Annotated in this window: 11 protein-coding genes and 1 pseudogene; 1 reads left to right on the top strand and 11 read right to left on the bottom strand. The window is 42.8% G+C overall.

The window, feature by feature from the left end; translation table 11 throughout:
- Positions 1-91: 91 nt before the first annotated feature.
- The 6 genes and pseudogenes from glgB to DV740_RS09925 form a co-directional block, all read right to left on the bottom strand.
- A complete protein-coding gene (gene glgB, locus DV740_RS09950) occupies positions 92-1,999 on the bottom strand; it encodes a 1,4-alpha-glucan branching protein GlgB (RefSeq protein ID WP_118088006.1) in 1,908 nt (635 codons plus the stop codon).
- Positions 2,000-2,026: 27 nt separating this feature from the next.
- Entirely contained in the window at positions 2,027-4,450 is a 2,424-nt protein-coding gene (locus tag DV740_RS09945) for a tetratricopeptide repeat protein (protein WP_118088005.1), read from the bottom strand.
- A gap of 344 nt (positions 4,451-4,794) precedes the next feature.
- A complete protein-coding gene (locus tag DV740_RS09940; RefSeq protein WP_118088004.1) occupies positions 4,795-6,129 on the bottom strand; it encodes an AI-2E family transporter in 1,335 nt (444 codons plus the stop codon).
- 26 nt (positions 6,130-6,155) lie between these two features.
- Positions 6,156-8,441: a hydratase gene (locus DV740_RS09935; protein WP_118088003.1), complete on the bottom strand. Its 2,286-nt coding sequence runs from the start codon at positions 8,439-8,441 to the stop codon at positions 6,156-6,158.
- Positions 8,442-8,617: 176 nt separating this feature from the next.
- On the bottom strand, positions 8,618-11,002 hold the full coding sequence (locus DV740_RS09930; protein WP_118088002.1) for a sensor histidine kinase: 2,385 nt from the start codon (positions 11,000-11,002) through the stop codon (positions 8,618-8,620).
- 15 nt (positions 11,003-11,017) lie between these two features.
- Positions 11,018-11,706: pseudogene (locus DV740_RS09925) on the bottom strand (response regulator transcription factor).
- Between the two features lie 234 nt (positions 11,707-11,940).
- On the opposite strand from DV740_RS09925, the gene DV740_RS09920 reads away from it, so the two are divergent.
- Entirely contained in the window at positions 11,941-12,531 is a 591-nt protein-coding gene (locus DV740_RS09920) for a hypothetical protein (RefSeq protein WP_022242853.1), read from the top strand.
- Positions 12,532-12,561: 30 nt separating this feature from the next.
- On the opposite strand, the gene DV740_RS09915 is transcribed toward DV740_RS09920, so the two are convergent.
- From DV740_RS09915 to DV740_RS09890, 5 genes are all read right to left on the bottom strand, one after another.
- Positions 12,562-13,293, bottom strand: a complete 732-nt coding sequence (locus DV740_RS09915) for a hypothetical protein (protein ID WP_118088001.1) — start codon at positions 13,291-13,293, stop codon at positions 12,562-12,564.
- 21 nt (positions 13,294-13,314) lie between these two features.
- A complete protein-coding gene (purM, locus tag DV740_RS09910) occupies positions 13,315-14,253 on the bottom strand; it encodes a phosphoribosylformylglycinamidine cyclo-ligase (RefSeq protein WP_118088000.1) in 939 nt (312 codons plus the stop codon).
- A 61-nt stretch (positions 14,254-14,314) separates the two neighbouring features.
- Complete coding sequence (locus DV740_RS09905; protein WP_118087999.1) at positions 14,315-16,264, bottom strand: bifunctional metallophosphatase/5'-nucleotidase; 1,950 nt, start codon at positions 16,262-16,264, stop codon at positions 14,315-14,317.
- A gap of 539 nt (positions 16,265-16,803) precedes the next feature.
- Positions 16,804-17,913 carry a DUF362 domain-containing protein gene (locus tag DV740_RS09900; RefSeq protein ID WP_118087998.1) on the bottom strand — a complete coding sequence of 370 codons (1,110 nt, stop codon included), beginning with the start codon at positions 17,911-17,913 and terminating at the stop codon, positions 16,804-16,806.
- 266 nt (positions 17,914-18,179) lie between these two features.
- Complete coding sequence (locus tag DV740_RS09890) at positions 18,180-19,592, bottom strand: aspartate ammonia-lyase (RefSeq protein ID WP_118087996.1); 1,413 nt, start codon at positions 19,590-19,592, stop codon at positions 18,180-18,182.
- Positions 19,593-20,088 lie beyond the last annotated feature (496 nt).

The following is a 20,088-nucleotide window of genomic DNA, read 5'->3' as shown; positions in this document are numbered from 1 at the left end:
CACTTTTTGTTTTTTTTGTTTTTTAAGTCAAAAAAGCACGTTAACCAACCTGGCTAACGTGCTGCTTTGTTTTCTTATTATTCTTTGCTTCCTACATTACCCGGAATACTGCGACGCCAAACGGTGGCAGCGGATAGGAAATGGAATATTCTCTTCCATCACATTCCGACTTCACCGCCTTATAGCTTGCCGGTCTGCTCTTATCTGCTTCTGTTCCGCCGAAACGCTCTTCATTGCTGTTCAGCAGAAGGTGATAGGTGCCTTTCTTCGGTACACCCACACGGTAATCATCTCTGGCTACCGGAGTCATGTTACAGACAAAGAGAAGTGAGTTCTTGCCATTCTTGCTCTTGCGGACAAAGCTGTAGATGCTTCTGTCTGCATCATCTGCATTAATCCACTCGAAACCGTTCCAGTCGCTATCCTGCTCATACATTGCCGGATATTTGCGGTAAATATGGAGCAGTTCACGGAAGTATTCATTCATCTGTCTGTGACGTGGTTCTTCCATAAGATACCAGTCTAATTCCCGTTCTTCACTCCATTCACGAAGCTGTCCGAAATCCTGTCCCATAAAGAGAAGCTTCTTACCCGGATGTCCCATCATAAAGGAGTATGCGCTCTTTAAATTGCGGAACTTGTCTTCCTCATCACCTGGCATCTTCTCCCACATGGATTTCTTCAGATGCACAACCTCATCATGAGACAGCACCAGTATGTATTTTTCAGAGCTGTTATAGCTCATGGCGAAAGTCATCTTGTGATGATTATTTTTACGGAAATACGGGTCTAAAGACATATAATCCAGGAAATCATGCATCCATCCCATATTCCATTTGTATGTGAAATTCAATCCACCCTTGTCTGCCGGTCCGGTTACCATCGGCCAGGCGGTAGATTCCTCTGCAATCATGACAGTACCGTGATTTCTTCCGGTGATTAAGGTATTGATATGGCGGAAGAATTCGATGGCTTCTAAGTTCTTGTTCTCACCATATTTATTGGCAATCCACTGTCCGTCTTTCTTGCCATAGTCAAGATATAACATGGATGCCACCGCATCTACACGGAGTCCGTCAATGTGATAATGTTCAATCCACATTAAGGCACTTCCGATTAAGAAGTTCTTTACTTCAGATTTGCCATAATCAAAAATCTTGGTACCCCACTCCGGATGTTCACCCATCCGTGGGTCAGAATATTCATATAAAGGGCAGCCGTCAAAATCAGCCAGTCCGTGAGCATCCTTCGGGAAATGTGCCGGTACCCAGTCTAAGATAACGCCAATGCCATGCTTATGCAGGTAGTTTACCAGATAAGCAAAATCCTCCGGCGTTCCATACCGTGAAGTTGGTGCATAGTAGCCGGTTACCTGATAGCCCCAGGAACCATCGTATGGATATTCGGAAATTCCCATTAATTCTACATGGGAATATCCCATGCCTTTAACATATTTTGTCAGTGCTTCTGCCATTTCACGGTAGGAATAGAATCCCTCATCTTCTCTTCCCGGATGGCGCATCCAGGAACCCAGATGTACCTCATAAATTGCCATTGGCTCTGCATAGACATCTTCTGTCTGTTTCCGTTTGTCCATCCACTTATCGTCAGTCCATTTGAAATGCTCAATGTCTGCAATACGGGATGCTGTTCCCGGACGTACCTCTGCATAGTTGGCATATGGATCTGCTTTATACAATTTCCGGCCATCTGGTGTGATAATCAGATATTTGTATAAGTCTCCCAGCTCTGCCTTTGGAATAAATGCTTCAAAAATTCCAATTCCCGTCGGCTCTAAACGCTGCATTGGATTTACTGTCTCATTCCAGTCATTAAAAGTTCCAATGACATAGACTTCTGCAGCATGTGGTGCCCAGACATCGAAAAGAATCCCCTTTTTCTTCCTTATCTCTGCCGGATGAGCTCCCAGTTTCTTGTAAATATCATAGTGTGTTGCCTGGCCAAATAAATACATGTCCAGTTCTGTGAAGTTCCCCATTTATACTACACCTCGTTTCTTTCTTTCCTATTCTTCGAAATCCTTTTCATGGAGAATGACGTAATCATCATCCTTGTATTTCTTTGAGAAAAATACTTTCTTAATGCTGAATTTCTCGGAATTGGCAATTGCTTCGTCCACGATTTCTTTCACCTCGGTCAGCGTGGTCGCTCTGTCTAAGCGTTGAATGTTACTAATTCTGTTGTATAGAGCAAGAACCGCCATCTCATCTATTTCATAGGTCAGTTCGTGGGCATACGATTTTGCAAAGGATACCAGCTCGTCACTGGTAAATATCGGAAGCGTAATCTTCTCGGTAAATCGTCTGGCAAAGGACTCATCTCTTCCCATTGCTTTGGTGATTCCCTCTCTGGTATCTTCTGCGATTACAAGAATTCCGGTATCATCTGCTTCTAATGCCAGTGATAATTTCACGGCTGTTTCCCGGCTGATTCCTCCGATTTTTTCTATAATAAGACATCCACCGGCAACTTTCTTTAAAAGCTCCGGGATATTTTTCTGATTTAATGAAACGGCATCTATCTTTCCGACACGCTTGCCCGGCTTTCCGATTTCATTCTGGATTGCCTTCACCAGTGCGGTGGCAAGTACGGTCTTACCGCTTCCTCTTGCTCCCTGAATCAGGATGTTGCCACCTTTGATTCCCTTTTCTAAATGTTCAATGGATCCTTCCATTGCCTGACAAATCTGCGGCTCCATTCCGGATACCGGAACAAAATAAGTAAAGATAGCTTTCTGCTCCTTGGAAAGATGGGTAATCGGTTTTCTCTCTCCGATGTTATCCTCATCTGAATCCGGCTCTGCAATCTCCGGAAGTTTCTCCTCCGGCTTTGCATCCTCTGTCTCAGCTTCCGGTTCTAACTGTATCTTCGGTAAGACTTCTTCTGATTCTGTTGCTGCCACTTCTTCTGCTATATCATCCGGCAGTGCAATCTCTGGGAGTTCTTCTTCCGGCGAAAGTTCTGTCATTTCTTCTGTGCCAGCCGGCTCTTCTTCATCGGCAGCTGCAATACCTTCTCCTTCCGGAATTTCCATCGCATCTGCTGCATCTGCAGCCGCCTCTCCGTTCTGTCCCGGTACACCGGCAGCTAGGAATTCATCGATTTTCGCATTTGCCTGACTGATGGAATCAATCTGCTGCTGCAAAATATCATTCATATTGGCAACAAGCTGTCCGGCTTCTTCCTCCGGCAGCTTGCCTAAGTATTCTTTTTCTAATAATTCTTTGGAGGTAAGTCCTGCATCCAGCTGCGGAATTACATCTGCAAGACGCTCCATGATATCTCCGGCTTCTGCTAATGCCTTTGCCTTGGCAGATTCTAACTTCTGCTGCTCCGCTTCCTGTAATGCTTTCTCTGCGGCACGCTTGGTCTTCTCCCACTCCTCTAAAATATCCTGTATGCTCATCTGTCCGGTAATCTGTGCTTCTAATGCACTCTTCTCCGGGACTACCATACGCATCTGACCATCATAATCTTCGCCTAACATCTCCTGGAAATTAATTTTCAGGGAGCCATCGATTTCTTCATCGGTTGGGATATCCGCAAAACGCTCTTTCTGTGCTTCTTCATCCTGTGGGAGCTGTAAATAAGGAATCTCTTCTACAATTTTCTTGATTCCCTGCATGGTATCTGCCACTTCTTCCTTCTCTGTGGCATTCATAATCTGCTGCATGCTGCGGGCTAATTCTTCCTGCAGGTTTACCGTATTAAATTTCTCTGCATTGGTGGTTACCGGTTTAATCTGTACCGGCTCCTTGATAATCTCACCGGATTCCAGATAATCCTCCGGCCGCACTTCCACGATGCCGTCCTTCCGCTGTTTAAACTGGCGGTACTTGTCCTCCTGTGCCCGGTTTAATGGCTGATAAAGCATCTTTAATTCCAGTGCTTTCTCTACATATGGACCATCGCCAAACCAGAGAATCAGTTCATCACAGGCATTGATACATTCTTCGCTGCGTCCTGCCTGATGATATAAATATGCCAGTTCAAATGCCCATTTCTCGGTATATTCCTGTTCCTTTAATTCTTCGAGAATCTGAATTAAGACATCCAGACCTGCACCCTTTGCTTTATTCATCTCATAGCGGAGAATATATTTCAAATTATCATGTGGTGCAATCTCTACAAACTCATCATAATATTCCTGTGCTTCATCAAATTCCTTCGTTTTGATGGCAATCTCTGCCAGCTTATAGATAATCATTCGTCCGATAGGAGAACGGTCATATGCCATCAGGAGAATCTCTTTTGCTTCATCATAACGACCAATCTGTGCATAAATATCTCCGGCTTTCATCAGTGCGTTGACATTACGGACCTTTCGCCAGTTGATACTGTCAGCAATTTCAGCAGCTTCTGTATACTGCTTCTTCGCCATCAGATTTTTTATTTCATCTAGTTTTAATTTGTATTCATATTTATCCAAAATATGTCACCTCAATATCTATTTCAAGTAAACTTAAATTCATCTTTTTTCGTCAGGGTATACTGACCCCAATTATTGTTTTAAGTGTACCATAAGGGGTGCCTTCTGTCAAAAATAATCGAACCGGCACGACGGACTTTTTCATGTTTAAAAAAGAATGTGCCTTGCACATTCTCGCGCCTGCGGCGGTCGCTTGCGACATCTACCTTATACGCCGCAGTGCTCAGCCTTGCGGAGCGTTTTTTACTTTACAGGAAAGCAATTTCCTATAAAGTAAAAAATCCGAAGAATCATAACCTTTTATCTGCTATGATTCTCCGGATTATTTATTTCTTTACCAGAATTTACTTTTTCTCTTTTTTCTTTATGGATGGAATATGAAGTTCCTTTTTCTCAGAGGCTTCCTCTACCGGTTCCTCCAAAAGTACGATTTCATTGGTCTTTTCATCGACTTTTTCCAGGCGGATATATTCGTCCGTATCCTCCGGCAGCTTTCGCTTCCGCAGACAGTAATCCACGGTCTTATCAATAATATAATAGATGACTGCGAAGGTCGGAACACCAAGAATCATTCCGCCGATTCCAAAGAGTCCGCCGCCTACCATGATGGCAAATACCACCCAGAAGGAATTCAGTCCGGTGGAATCTCCTAAAATCTTCGGTCCGATAATATTTCCATCTACCTGCTGCAAAATAAATATAAATATCAGGAAATAGATTCCCTTAATCGGATCTGCCAGTGCGATGATAATAACGCTCGGTATTGCTCCGATAAAAGGGCCAAAGAACGGAATAATATTAGTCAGTCCCACAAATACGGAAACCAGCAGGGTATATGGCATCTTCATAATCAGAAGACAGATATAACACAATACGCCGATAATGGCGGAATCCAATAATTTACCGGAAATAAATCCACCGAATATTTCATTACTCTTCCGGAAGGTGTCAATAATTACATTGCCCCGCACCGGTTTGAAAATGGCATATACAATCTTTTTGGACTGACCGATAAATTTCTCCTTCGTCATCAGCACATAAACGGATACGATAAGTCCGATGATTGCATTCATCAGTACCTTTACCATATTGATTACACCACTGGTAATAGATGTAATGTAGGTCTGGATGTTTGGCAGGAAAGACTCCTTTACCCAGTTTTCAAGGTACGTTACCATATCCATCATGTTCGTTTCTAAGGACTGTATGATTTCATTATCTGAATTTGTCAGTCCATTGAACCAGTCAATAAATGAATCCACCTGCTTTGGCAGGGAATTTACCATTCCAGAAATACTGCTGATTAACTGCGGAATCATCATGGCAAATAGCAGGATTACAATTAATACAAAGACAACTACGGCTCCACCGGTTGCAATACTTCTTGCAATCTTCTTGCACTTCTTCTCTTTCTGCACTCTTGGTTCTAAGAAATGCAGCAAATGCTTTTCAAAGAATTTCATAATTGGATTAATGAGGTATGCAATCACAAGTCCGAAGGTAATCGGCTGTAATACCCTCATTATAGTGTCCCAGCCCTTTGAGACACCATTGTACCGGTATATCATAAAGAAAAACATTGTGCAGCAGCAGAACAGTACAAATACCAGCACTGCAAGGCTGATGTACCAGCGCATCCCATGTTCTGTTTTCTCGCTCTTTTTCTTATCTTCTTCCATTCCGTTCTCCTTATTTTTCCGGAATTTTATTTCCGGTTATAGTTAATGAGGCATCCTTTACGGATAATCTCTCTCTCCTCATCAGTAAGGTCACCCAAAGTTAATGAGAACTCGGTTAACTGTCCGCCTTTTACGGCATACGCTTTTACTTCCGGAGCTTTCTCTTCTACTGCTTTGCGGATTTCCGGTACAAAGAGATAGTCTCCGTTGGCAAATGGCAGTTCTCCTTCTTTGATGATAAATGGAAGCATACCCCAGTTAATCAGGTTGGAACGATAACGCTTGGTTGCATATTCGTTGGCAATGTTTGCCCAGCCGCCTAATACTTTCTGGCAGGATGCTGCCTGCTCACGGGCAGAACCGTCGCCTGGTTTTACTGCAAAAATGGTACTTCCGATTCCGGTATTCTCTTCATTGATATCCGGGAACTGTGTACGGATTGCATCTACAGCTGCCTTTAATTCCGGCAGCACTGCGTATGGTTCTTCGCCTGCTTCTCTTGCTGCTTCTGCCTTCTGTACTTCTTTGGCACGTCCAACGTATGCAGGGTCTTTTCTGGAAAGTGTGAACTCTGCCAGTCCCAGCGGATTAGAACGATAAGAAGATGTCTCTCCGGAAGGAATCAGCTCATCGGTTGTAGTTACCGGATCATGAATCTCGGATACTACCTTTAAGATGAGGTTATCGGTTAATGCTACCATCTTCGGCCAGTCTTTAATGTTTGGTCCCATCTGGATTTCTACGGATGGATCTGCTACACCATGGCTGTCAAAGACACGGTTCTCATATATGGTCTTATCAAAGAAATATTTCGGCTTGCTGAAGTTTACATCCACATCAGTTGCTGCGGTTAAATATCCCTTGTTTGCTGCGGTTGCTGCAATAGAACGGGCATCCATCAATGCTACGGATGCAATCTGGCCGTTCTGTACCTTGGAACCTTCACGATTCGGGAAGTTTCTGGTAGAGTGACGGATGGAGAATGCATTGTTAGCAGGTGTATCTCCTGCGCCGAAACATGGTCCGCAGAATGCAGTCTTAACGATTGCTCCTGTCTCCATTAATTTTGCTACAGCTCCGTTTTTCACCAGTTCCATGTAAATCGGGGTACTTGCCGGATATACGCTTAAGGTAAATTCATCCGGTCCGATGCTGCTTCCCGCTAAGATGTCTGCTGCATCACAGATATTTTCAAATCCACCACCGGCACAGCCTGCGATGATTCCCTGGTCTACATATAGTTTTCCATTGCGGACTTTATCCTTAAGATTTAAGTCTACTGCTCCATTGAAGCTTACCTGTGCTTTCTTCTCGCAGTCATCCAAGATGTCCATAAGGTTTGCATTCAGTTCTTCAATGGTATAGGTATTGCTTGGGTGGAATGGCATTGCAATCATTGGACGAATGGTGCTTAAGTCAATTTCAATCATGCCATCATAGTAAGTAACCTGTCCCGGATTTAATTCTTTGTATTCTTCTACTCTTCCGTGAATGTCATAGAATTCTTTCACTTTCTCATCAGTTGCCCAGATAGAGGAAAGACAGGTAGTCTCTGTGGTCATTACGTCTACGCCGATACGGTAATCTACGCTTAAGTTTGCAACACCAGGTCCTACGAATTCCATTACTTTATTCTTTACATAGCCATTGGCAAATACTTCACCGATGATTGCCAGTGCGATATCCTGCGGTCCAACGCCTTTTACCGGTTCTCCGGTTAAATATACGGCTACAACGCCCGGCATATTGATATCATAAGTCTGCTCTAAAAGCTGTTTTACAAGCTCCGGTCCACCTTCGCCCATTGCCATGGTTCCCAGTGCTCCGTAACGGGTATGGGAATCAGAACCAAGAATCATTTTTCCGCCACCTGCAAGCATTTCACGGGCAAACTGGTGAATAACTGCCTGATGAGGTGGTACATAGATTCCGCCGTATTTCTTTGCACAGGTCAGTCCAAACATGTGGTCATCTTCGTTGATAGTTCCACCGACTGCACAAAGGCTGTTATGACAGTTGGTCAGTACATAAGGAATTGGAAACTTTTCCAGTCCGGATGCTCTGGCTGTCTGGATAATTCCAACATATGTAATGTCATGGGAAGTCAGCTTATCAAATTTGATTTTCAGTTTCTCCATGCTGCCAGATGTGTTGTGGTCCTTTAAAATACCGTATGCAATGGTATTTTTTGCTGCTTCTTCTTTGCTTACCGCAGTGCCTGTCATGGATGCAATAGCTGCGGATGCTTCGCTATTGTCTTCTACTACGGTACATCCGTTTACGAGATATGCCCCTGTCTCATGTAACTTCATGAATGTTTCCTCCTGTTTTCTGAACTGATTACTATTTTATACCTCTTCCTATATAGGAAGAAATCGGCGGGGAAAAAGCCACCGCCGATACTCTTTTTCTAATTCGTTATTATAAAGAAACGTCTGTTAAAAATCAACCCTTTTCAAGGATTCCCCACGGTTTGCAAGGTTCCTTATTATGCCAGTGGAAAGGTAATGGTAACAGAGAATAAATCACCGTCCAGAGTTACTTCAAAGGTTCCGCCCATAATCGTGGTAAGATTCTGGGCAATGGAAAGTCCCAGTCCGCTTCCTTCCGTGGTTCTGGATTCGTCTCCTCTTGCAAAACGCTCCGTCAGCTCTGCCGCACTTCCATGCAGTGGCTGCTCGGAAATATTTTTAATAGAGAAGATTACCTTCTGCTCCGATGTCTCCATGGTCACATAGACTCTGGTATGTGCCATGGCATATTTTGCCACATTGTTATAAAGGTTCTCTACCACACGCCAGATTCGTCTGCCGTCTGCCATAATGACAACGGATTCCTTCGGCAGCTTTGTAATCGTGGTCAAATCCTTGGCTTCGAATTTCTCATTAAATTCACCTGCAGTCTGGTAAATCAGTTCCACAAAATTAATTCTTGTCATCTGAAGTGTAATATTTCCGGAGCTGATTCGTGATGCCTCTACCAGATCTTCTGTAAGCTGCCTTAACCGCTGGGATTTTTCTTCCAGTACATTCAGATAATTCTGCATCCGCTCACTTTCCGGCTTCTCCATTTTCATAAGGTTTACATAATTCAAAATAGAAGTCAGCGGTGTCTTGATATCATGGGATACATTGGTGATTAAGTCTGCCTTCATACGTTCGTTTTTGGTATTCTCTTCCACCACAAGATGCAGGCTGTCTCCAATGCTGTTTACTGCCTCTGCCAGCTTTCTGCTGTCGCTGTGCAGATGTTCCAGCGGAATCTTATAAGACAAATCTCCTTCGGTAATCTGCCGGATGCCTTTCATGATTTCCTGTTTCTGTACCACATCCCTTAAATACATTATCCCGATAATGATAATCTGCAGTGCCAGAAGAATCCCGCCTGAGATATGTCTTCGTGCGAAGAAACTATATGCAAAAAACAGGAACAACAACGCATTAAATACAAAAGTTACAATGACACGCACCGATGCTTTCCATGTTCCAAGCACCCGCAATGTGCTGACATATACCCAGTTCGTAAAGCTGTATTCCCAGAAAATTCCGGCCTTCATACGCCTTATAACACTGGTATAGAAAATCTGGAACACGCCGTCATAGATAAAGGAAATCACTCCTACTACCACAAGCATTCCCGGAATATCCCACTCATAGGACGCCGCAGAAAAGCTTAAAACCAATATCAGCACAGAAAATACAATAAATATCAAAAAGAAAAATTCCGTCTTAATATGGTCAATCCAGTTTAAATGAATCTTATCATCCTTATTATTTCGTCCTGCTGCAAGGGTAAGATAAACCAGTGTTACAATCCAGCCTAAAAGGCTTACCACAATGGTAACAATCGAAATCATGCCCCAGGGATGCAGGGTCATAAATTCTGATTTTGCTTTTGTAAAGCCATCTTCATTTGGAAATGTGGTATCTACCGCTACCAGAAAGACTGCATTATTTCCAATGCCGGACATGGTTCCGTCGATGTATTTGTAATAATAATCTTCCATTCCTTTTACATTGCTGCGGAATTTCAAATCCTTATCATTACAGTAGAGATAACTTCCCTTTTCTTTTCCGTAATCTAAAAGGTTATGCGCTTTGTCTCCAAATACATAAGAGGTAATATCTTCTTCCGTATCCTCTAACATATTTGTGTAGATAACCTGCTCATTTTCAATAAAGACATAAGATAAATTCGTCTCAGAATCATCAAATTCATTCAGCGCTTTCCGGTAGGCAGTTTCTTCCTGTCCGATACGGTCCAAAGTCTTTGCCAGTGCCTGATACAGCTCCTGGCCTTCCTCTTCCGTAAGCCTTCCCTCCTGTATGCCCTGGGCAATGGAAACACCGCCCTGTGGCAGGTATTTTTCCTCGATTTTATCGGCATACTGCACATATCCTTCCTTCGACCATGCCACCAGGTCACTTAAGGTATAATTTTCAAACTGTGCCTTGTCATTTTCCCCGTCATATTCTTCTGTGCCGGAGATACTGCCGTCATCATACATCCAATATGCCGAAGCACCATTCCTCACCAGCGTCATGGTATAGCTTTCTTCTGTATCGTTACGGATAATGCCGCTTCTTGCGTATTTGATAACATTGACCTGTTTCTCTGAATCGTATTCCCCGTTCGTTTCAAAATTCTTCCGGGTCATTAAGAAATTAGTCAGTTCCGTTACCTTCTGCTCATAGACATAGCCGTAGTAACTGGAATCCACGTAGCTCTGATTCGTCAGATTATCCATGTCTATCATGTGTTTTCCGTTTAATGCCGCTACCATAAAAACGGACATCAGCAGCAGGACAGAAAACAGTAACTGCAGGAGAATAATGGTATTTTTCCAAGCATTTCCATAGTGTCTGTTCTTCATATTTGCTTTCCTTCGTTAATTCTTCTCAACTTTATATCCAACGCCCCATACTACTTTTAAGTATCTTGGCTCCTTCGGATTAATTCAATCTTTTCACGGATATGACGGATATGAACAGCAACGGTGTTATCTGCACCAATTGCATCTTCATTCCAGATATTTTCATAAATTTGTTCAATAGAAAATACTTTACCCTGATTCTTTACCAGAAGCAGAAGAATATTATATTCAATCGGAGTAAGCTTCACTAATTCACCATCCACGGTGACTTCTTTCAAATCATCATTAATCATAAGACCGCCAACCTGATATACCGTCTCATTGCTTTCGCTGACATTGCCAAGCTGGGTATAACGGCGAAGCTGTGATTTTACTCTTGCTACCAGTTCCAGCGGGTTAAAGGGCTTGGTCACATAATCATCAGCACCGATGTTAAGTCCTAAGATTTTATCAGAATCCTCGGATTTTGCTGATAAAATGATAATTGGAATGCTGCTTTCCTCCCGAATCTTTAAAGTTGCCCGGATACCATCCAGTTTCGGCATCATGACATCAATAATCAGAAGATGCACCTCATTTTTCTTAAGCATATCCAGTGCCTGTTCTCCGTCATATGCTTTCAAGACATGATAGCCTTCCTGTTGCAGGTAAATCTCGATTGCTTCTACAATTTCTTTATCATCATCACATACCAGTATATTCATTTCGTCCTCCTGTCCTCATGCTCTATCTTTACTGATTTTTGAATACTTCATACTGCGAACACATAAACTACCTCATAATTATCTATAGCGTATCAGATTTTTCTTAATAGGAAAAGCGTACTTTTCTTAAAAAACATTTAAAATTGTGTTATACTATATTAAATCCGTATCTTTCATAGCATTTTGTTGTGAAAATATCTGTTTTATGATTGATTATTTTTGAAAGGACTGTTTATGAAGAAGCATTATACCTTTATTCCTTTAAAGGAAAAAGATTTATCCTCCTTCCGGAAAGCATTAATCAGCAGCCTGTGGTTCCGCCCCTGTGCCTGCCTGCTTGCCCTGATTGTCATTGGCATTATCGGTTACCGGAAGCTTGCGGTGCTCACCAGTGAGATGTATTTTCTTATTCTCTATGGAATTGCCGCTGGTTTCATTCTCTACCGCATGATAAGAGAACTTGCCAATCTGCATCAGGTCAGCACCCTGCGTAAATCCAGCCTGCTTCCTTTTATTCATACTGCCAAAGAAGACGATACCTTCTATTCGGAGGAATTATCCGGCGGGTTTATTATCCAGACCGAGCCAATTAATCTGGTAGAGTTATCCACCAGCAAAGAAGTACTCGCTGAGCTTGCCGCCAACTGCGAAACTCAGAATCCACTCTTTGCTTATCTGGAATCCTGCATCAACAGCGGTGATGAAAAATTAATAAACAAAGGCGTCATCTATATTGAGATTATTAAAAAACAATTGGAAAAAGGAAATGTGGATATTCTTGCCACATATGACAAATTAAAAAATTGCAGGGAGGAACTTCTCTAAAGTCCTTCCTGCAATTTGGTTTACGTAGTTCTATTTCTTTTTGTTATCTTTTTCTTTTGCTTTCCACTTGAAGTACTCTGCATCCAGATCCACCGTAACTTCCGGAATCTCTTTCTTTCCTTCGGCTGCATCTTCCTCCGGTTCTTCATCCTCTAAAGGAATTCCGGCTTTCTTAAAGTATTCCGGATTAATCCGGATTTCCGGCTTGATTGCCTGATATGGGGATTTCTTTTCTTCCCTCGGCTCTTTCTTCTCCTTTTCACGTTCCTTTTCCAGTTCGTGATTACGTTCTTCGATTAACTTCAGATACTTTTCGGTATCTACCATATCCTGAAGCTGGCTCTTAAGCTCTGACTGGTTCTCCCGGATAACCACCTTCTGGGTCTTCATATCATCCTGGGCTTTCTTCAGAATATCCTGAAGGGCATCTGTTGTATCCTGCATAATATGCTGTACCCGCTGAAGGGCATCATCGGTATACAACACAGCGGCTGCATAGACATCTTCAGCATTCCGGCTTGCTTTAAAAATCATGGCATCGCCTTTTTTGCGTGCCTCCCGTTCTGCCTTGTCCCTGCTCTGCTGTGTCACTTCATATTCATCCATCATCTCGTAAATACAGGCATTCAGATGATTGAGATATTCAAACATTTTCTTCTTCTCAACAATAATCTTCTCACCGGTATTGTCATAAAGTTCACTTCTGGATATTAATACATGTATATCCCGTAATACCCTCTCCAGTTTGTCCTGTGTACTCATGATATTCTCCCTTCACCTTGGCTATATATATCGTACAATGTCCGAGCCTGTCTCTGCAAGACCTAATTCCACCGGTTCTTCTCCCGCTGCTTCTAACAGTTCTACCACCCGGTCTGTATCTTCTTCTGCCACCAGTATCAGCATCCCGATTCCCATATTAAAAATATTTCTCATCTGCTCTTTGCTGATATTACCATCTTTATGCAGCATATCGTAAAGTGGTGGAATATCTTCTTCCCGCTGCTTTATCACTGCACCGGCAGCATTATGCATCAGAGTATGTACTGCCTTATCAATACCTCCATGAGCCACCTGTACGCAGGATTTGATTTCTATCTCACTCTGAAGCAATGCTTCCATGGCATCCCGGTACATACGGGTCGGTGCCAGAAGCAGATCTCCTAACGTAGAACCTAATGATTCATAATAGATTTCCATAGAAGTCTTCGTCAGATATAGTTTTCTCCGGGCTGCCACATAGCCGTTATTATGAAGTCCATTGGATGGAAGTCCAATAATAACATCTCCAGCTTTCACCTGTGCTATTCCTATTTTCTTCTTTTTCTCTACAACTCCGGCAATAAAGCCAACCAGATCATACTGGTCATAAGAGAAAATATCGGAAAGCTCCTTAATTTCACTTCCGGCATAAGTCACATTTCCCTGCCGGCAGCCATTTTCCATACCCTCTTCCATGTCCCGGATATATTCAAACTTGGGACGGGCACAGGAAATATTGTCATAAAAAAGAAGCGGTTTTGCTCCCATGGCATACATATCATTGATACAGACAGCTGCACAATCATAACCTACCGTGTCAAATCTCGACATTTCCGAAGCCAGCAGCAATTTTCCACTTACCGCATTAGTTCTTGATACCAGCATCGGCTCATCATATTTTAAGAACTCTCCCAAAGGTATTTCATTTGTCAATTCTTTTAAGTCAAACTTATCTCGCACTCTCTAACTACTCCAAACTTTTTTCATCTGTTCTATAGCATACCACACTTCCACTCATGTGTTAACTTTTTTTCAATTTTCTTCTGCGGATGCGGCGTATGACTTTGACAATCAATACGATTATGAAAATCAGAACAAGGAGTACCACAAGAACAACTCCCACAATCATTGCTGCATATTTATTCGGATTTTTCAGTCTTGCGCCAAGGCTCTTATCATCATCTACCACCTTGCGGTCATGAAGTCCGTTATAATATTCCGGCATCTCTGCAATACCATTTTCTCCTTCTTCAAAGGATTCCATATAGCGGGCAATGGATACCCATGCCTTTAATTCCTGGTCACCATCATAAATAATGCAGTCTTCAAAATCTTCTACTTTACTTCCATCTGCATTCTTTGGCACAATGGAAAGCAGTCCATATGACATATCCGTTACTGCACTAAGCATCTGGCCGCTGTAAAGGTCAGCTACGACGCAGTATAATTTGTCATCTTCAATTTCTTCTCTCTTATCATTCTTCGTCAGATATACATCTGTTACCCGGTTTAATATCAGACGGTTGGGATTATAGGTCATATTCAGTCCGGAGCAGTAAAGTCTTGCCGTTGTCATATAATCGGAAATGGAAGCATCAATCTCTGCTACCGTCTTTAATTCTTTTCCGGTCAGGTATACCTTAATCAGCGGGTAACCCGGCACACCATCTGCCCCGATTCCAAGGGAGAAGGAGTTAAAGACATCTGTTACCGTAATATCCCCCGGCACATAGGTATCACGGACAGTTCCGCTTGGAACGACTGCCACATCAATTTCTTCTCCATCATAATCCTTCGTATGGGTTGCCCCGTAAATATAGGCATCCGCCATAATATCTCCCAGATTATGTTCCGTATGCTTCGTATATAAATCATCTACTGACGCAAATTCATAATCATTTTCACACAATACTTCAGAAGCAGTGTATCCAAACTGTTTCAGGTAAGTATCATCAATATTGGCTTCAAAAGCATCTATCTTCTCCTGGGCCGCCTCATCTGCCTCAATATCCGGGCGAATCGGAATCAGATTATAATCCTCTACCTCCCAGCGTCCTTCGGCATTCTGGGAAAGGTGCATACTTCCTACATTAATGCCATATTCTCCGGCAGATACAATAGCTGTATTTCCTTCGATAATCGGCTCTTCCAATGTGGTATGGGTATGTCCGCTGATGATAACATCCAGCTCCGGCACTGCCTTTGCAAGAAGTTCATCCTCAGATTTCTTCGGGTCTTCACTGGTTCCACTGTGGGAGAGGCAGACAATCATATCCACATCTTCTTTTTCCTTTATGGCTGCCACAGTCTCCCTCACCGCCTCGATCGGATCTTTAAACTCAAGCGCACAGGTTGGTGCACAGGAAAGGGAATCCTTGCCGAATACTCCAAGCAATGCGATTTTTACACCGCCCTTCTCGATGACTTCATAATCCTTTACACCATAATGATCAAAGGCATCTTTTAAAAGCTGTCTCTCATCATTCATCTCTGACCAGTCAACATTACAGACCAGCAGGGACGGCACTACATCACCGCTGGCTGCCGCTGTATCAAGCATCTGCGCTAAGCCTTTGCTTCGATAATCAAATTCATGGTTTCCAAAGGTCGTTGCATCATAGCCAAGATAGCCTAACATCCGAAGCTCAGATGCCTCTTCTTCATAAACTGTCTGGAACAGTGTTCCCATGGAAAAATCACCACCGTCTACCACCAGTGTATCCGGATTTTCTTCCTTCTTCTCATCAATGACTGTTTTGATTCGTGCAAATCCGCCTGCTTCCACATTTTCTCCATCTACTACCGTACGGAAGCTGTTCAAATGGGAGTGGGTATCATGGGTAAATACGATATCCACCGACTTCGGCTTTTCTTCTGTTGCGGATGCTGTTGTTACCTGCAGACTGCATACCCCCATGCATGCTGCCAGTAATAGTGCTTGTAGCTTTGCTCTTATTTTTTGTCCCCTCATATTGTTCTCCTTTTTTTCTATTTTAGATGCGAAAGAAATTTTTAGGGTATTGTAATTTTGTTTTCTGGATTTATCCATTAGATTTTCTTTTAAGCAGAATACGCCTGCTTCTTTCAGACATTTTTGCTTTCTGCCGTTTTGTCTTTCTGGTTGCTTTGACCGGATACTTCCGACTGTCCGTCTGCTACGGATACCAACATTATGTCTGCAAGGGACTCTAAGAATTTCGATATACAATCTATATTTTGCGGCAACCGGCGCAAATTCACATCCATGTTCAGTTGCGCCTCGCTGGCACGTCCCTGCGCCAGCGTTGCCGGTTGCTGTCGAAATTCTAAGAGTCCCTAACAGACTGCATAAATGGTATCCGTATGCAGACGAACCGCCGGAAGTATACTATCAAACATTGGAAAGACAGGACGCTATAAGAAAAATAAAAATGTCTGAATTAGAAGCAGCTGTGTTCTGCTTTTGGAAATCGTTGGATAAATCCAGAAAACGAAAACAATACATAAAATCTCTTCCGTATCGAAATTCGTTTAAATACGGACTAACTCGTAGTTACGGGTTCCAAGTCCGATTTTTTCTGCATGCTCTACACAGGATTCCCAGTTGGTATCCGGATGCACCATATGAAAATGGTCTTTCTCATGAACATGCTGCATCTGTTCTTCCAATACACTGCCGTGTACTACCGGCTGCTTATTGCAGGCATCTGCACATGCCATGTCCAGTGCTACCGGATCGAAGGATGCAAACATTCCTACATCCGGGATAATAGGAATATCATTTTCTGGATGGCAGTCGCAGTTCGGTGACACATCACATACCAGCGAAATATGGAAACACGGGCGGTTCTGGCAGACTGCCTTGGAATACTCTGCAATCCGGTAATTCAAAAGATTGGATGCATCCCAGTTGGTTGGATTGACTGCGTCTTTTGGGCATACGCCGATACATCTGCCACAGCCCACACATTTATTTTCATCAATACCTGCCTTGCCATCTGTGATATGTGGTGCATCATGGGCACAGATTCTTACACAGGCTCCACAGCCTACACACAGGCTCTGGTCTACCGCCGGTTTGCCGGAGCAATGCATTTCCATTTTTCCGGCACGGGAACCACAGCCCATTCCAATATTTTTTAAAGCACCGCCAAATCCGGCCCCCTCATGTCCTTTAAAATGTGTCAGGGAAATAAATACATCTGCATCCATCACGGCTCTTCCGATTTTGGCTTCCTTCACATATTCCCCGTCTACCGGAACCAGTGCTTCGTCTGTTCCTTTCAGCCCATCTGCGATAATCACATGGCATCCGGTGGAAAATGGTGTAAATCCGTTTTCATATGCTGTATCCATATGATCCAGTGCATTCTTTCTGCTTCCTACATAAAGGGTATTGCAATCCGTAAGAAATGCTTTTCCTCCACATTCTTTTACAAGATCCACCACTACTTTGGCATAATTCGGACGCAGAAATGCAAGATTTCCTAACTCTCCGAAATGAATCTTAATTGCTGCATATTTATCTTCAAAATCAATATTTTTCATTCCAGCTGTAATACAAAGGCGACGCAGCTTCTGCAACAAATTTTCTGAGCCGCTGGTTTTAAAACTGGTATAGTATACTTTGGACGCTTCCATACGTTTTCCTCCTACTTGTTTTTACTTACTATTTACACACTTTTTATACTTCATATCATAATATAATCCGCCGCTTTTTTCAATAAAACGCAGACTGTTTTGTATCTTTGTGCGTTCCTAAAATTATTTCAGCACTCATCAAATCTGCATGCAGGTTTGAATTTTCTTCTATATATTCCACCAGAAAAAAAGCAGCATCCGGTTTCGTGGAATAAGACTTTCGCTTTTCCCCGATCGTGACGCTGCTTCTGTTATTTTTATATTGGCTACATTGCTTTTCTCTGTTCAAAATGTACTTCTGTCATCATTTCCGGATTCAGTACATGCTCTAAATCCGTTTCACTCATCAGCTTCCGTTCCAGAACGATTTCTCTTACACTCTTGTTCTCCCGGAGTGCTGTCTTTGCAATGTCGGCAGATTCCTTATATCCAAGATACGGGCAAAGTGCTGTGGAAATACCAACACTCTTGTCTACCAGACTGCGGCAGTGTGCCTCATTGGCTGTGATTCCATGTATACAATTCTTTGTCAGTGTCTCAACCGCTTCTTTTAAAGTATCGATGGAATCAAAAAGGCTGTAAAATACCACCGGCTCAAAAGCATTCAGTTCCATCTGTCCTGCCTCTGCCGCCATGGTAATTGCTGTGTCATTTCCAATGACATGGAACGCTACCTGGCTTACCACTTCCGGAATAACCGGATTTACTTTGCCCGGCATAATAGAAGAACCATTCTGTCTTGCCGGAAGGTTAATTTCACCAAACCCGGTTCTTGGTCCGGAGGATAACAGTCTTAAATCATTACACATTTTTGAAAGGTCTACGGCGCATGCTTTCAGTGCACCGGATACCATCACGAATCCATCCAGATTCTCTGTAGCATCAAATAAATCCTCTGCCTGCTTCAGTGGATAACCGGTTATCTTTGCCAGTGTCGGCACCACGTTAGATAAATATGCCGGAGAAACATTGATGGCAGTTCCAATTGCGGTTCCCCCCAGATTTACAGTAAACATTTCACATCTTACTTCTTTCAGCCGCTCATAATCACGTTTTACCATGGTTGCATAGGCATGAAAGGTCTGTCCGAGGCGCATCGGCACTGCATCCTGAAGCTGCGTTCTTCCCATTTTTAAGATTCCATCAAATTCTGCTGCTTTAATCCGAAGCTCCCTCTCCAGTCCATCCAGTTCTGCCAGCAACGGTTTTAACAGTTCCAGCACCGTAAGTTTTCCGGCTGTTGGAATCACATCATTGGTGGACTGGGACATATTCACATGGTCATTCGGATGAATCCGGCTATAATCACCTTTTCTTCCTCCCATCCATTCATTGGCACGGTTTGCCAGCACCTCGTTCATGTTCATATTGGCACTGGTTCCGGCGCCACCCTGAATAGCATCTACAATAAATTCATCGGCAAAACATCCACGAATCACTTCATCACAGGCTCTTATAATTGCTTCTGCCTTATCTGCCGGAAGAGCCAGCGCATTCCGATTACTCTGTGCCGCTGCCTTCTTTACTTTTGCAAGGTTGCGGATAAATACAGGATGCAGACTCTGTCCTGTAATCGGAAAATTCTGTTTTGCCCGCAAAGCCTGTACGCCATAATAAGCCTCCTTTGGCACTTCCATTGTTCCAATTGAATCGGATTCCATACGCATTTCTTCTGTCATGATGTTTCCCTCTCTCTTTCTTATTTTTTAGCCCTACTTAGTAACGCAAATAGCGTCAAGACAGTCTTATCCTGTCCTGACGCCATTGTCACAAGGGTTTGTTTTCAATTTTTATTTTTTGTTTTTTGGTTCTGTCCAAGACTAGCACTCTTTGACCAGAAGGTAAATAGTTTTAAGTCAAAACGTGCTTTATATTTGTTTTTAGTGTAGTTTTGATTAATTATTTTAATATTGTTTGTTGTTTTCTTTATTTTCTTAAGTGTCTGTCTTTTCAACAAAATAGAGGTATGATATAATACTTGAAAATAAGCCAACATACTTGTATGTGTAAAATCCAGACAGTGTATACAGCAAAATATTCTCCTGCCTCTGCGCAGATATGTATTCCACGGCAAGGGGCACTAAGGCATTTTGATAGGAATAGAAAAATAACCGGCAACCGGCACAAATTCACATCCATGTTCATCTGTGCCTCGCTGGTGCGTCCATGCACCAG

The organism is Roseburia sp. AF02-12 (assembly GCF_003461765.1).
GTDB classification, from domain to species: Bacteria; Bacillota; Clostridia; order Lachnospirales; family Lachnospiraceae; genus Roseburia_C; species Roseburia_C amylophila.
This window is presented reverse-complemented; position numbering and strand designations above follow the sequence as displayed.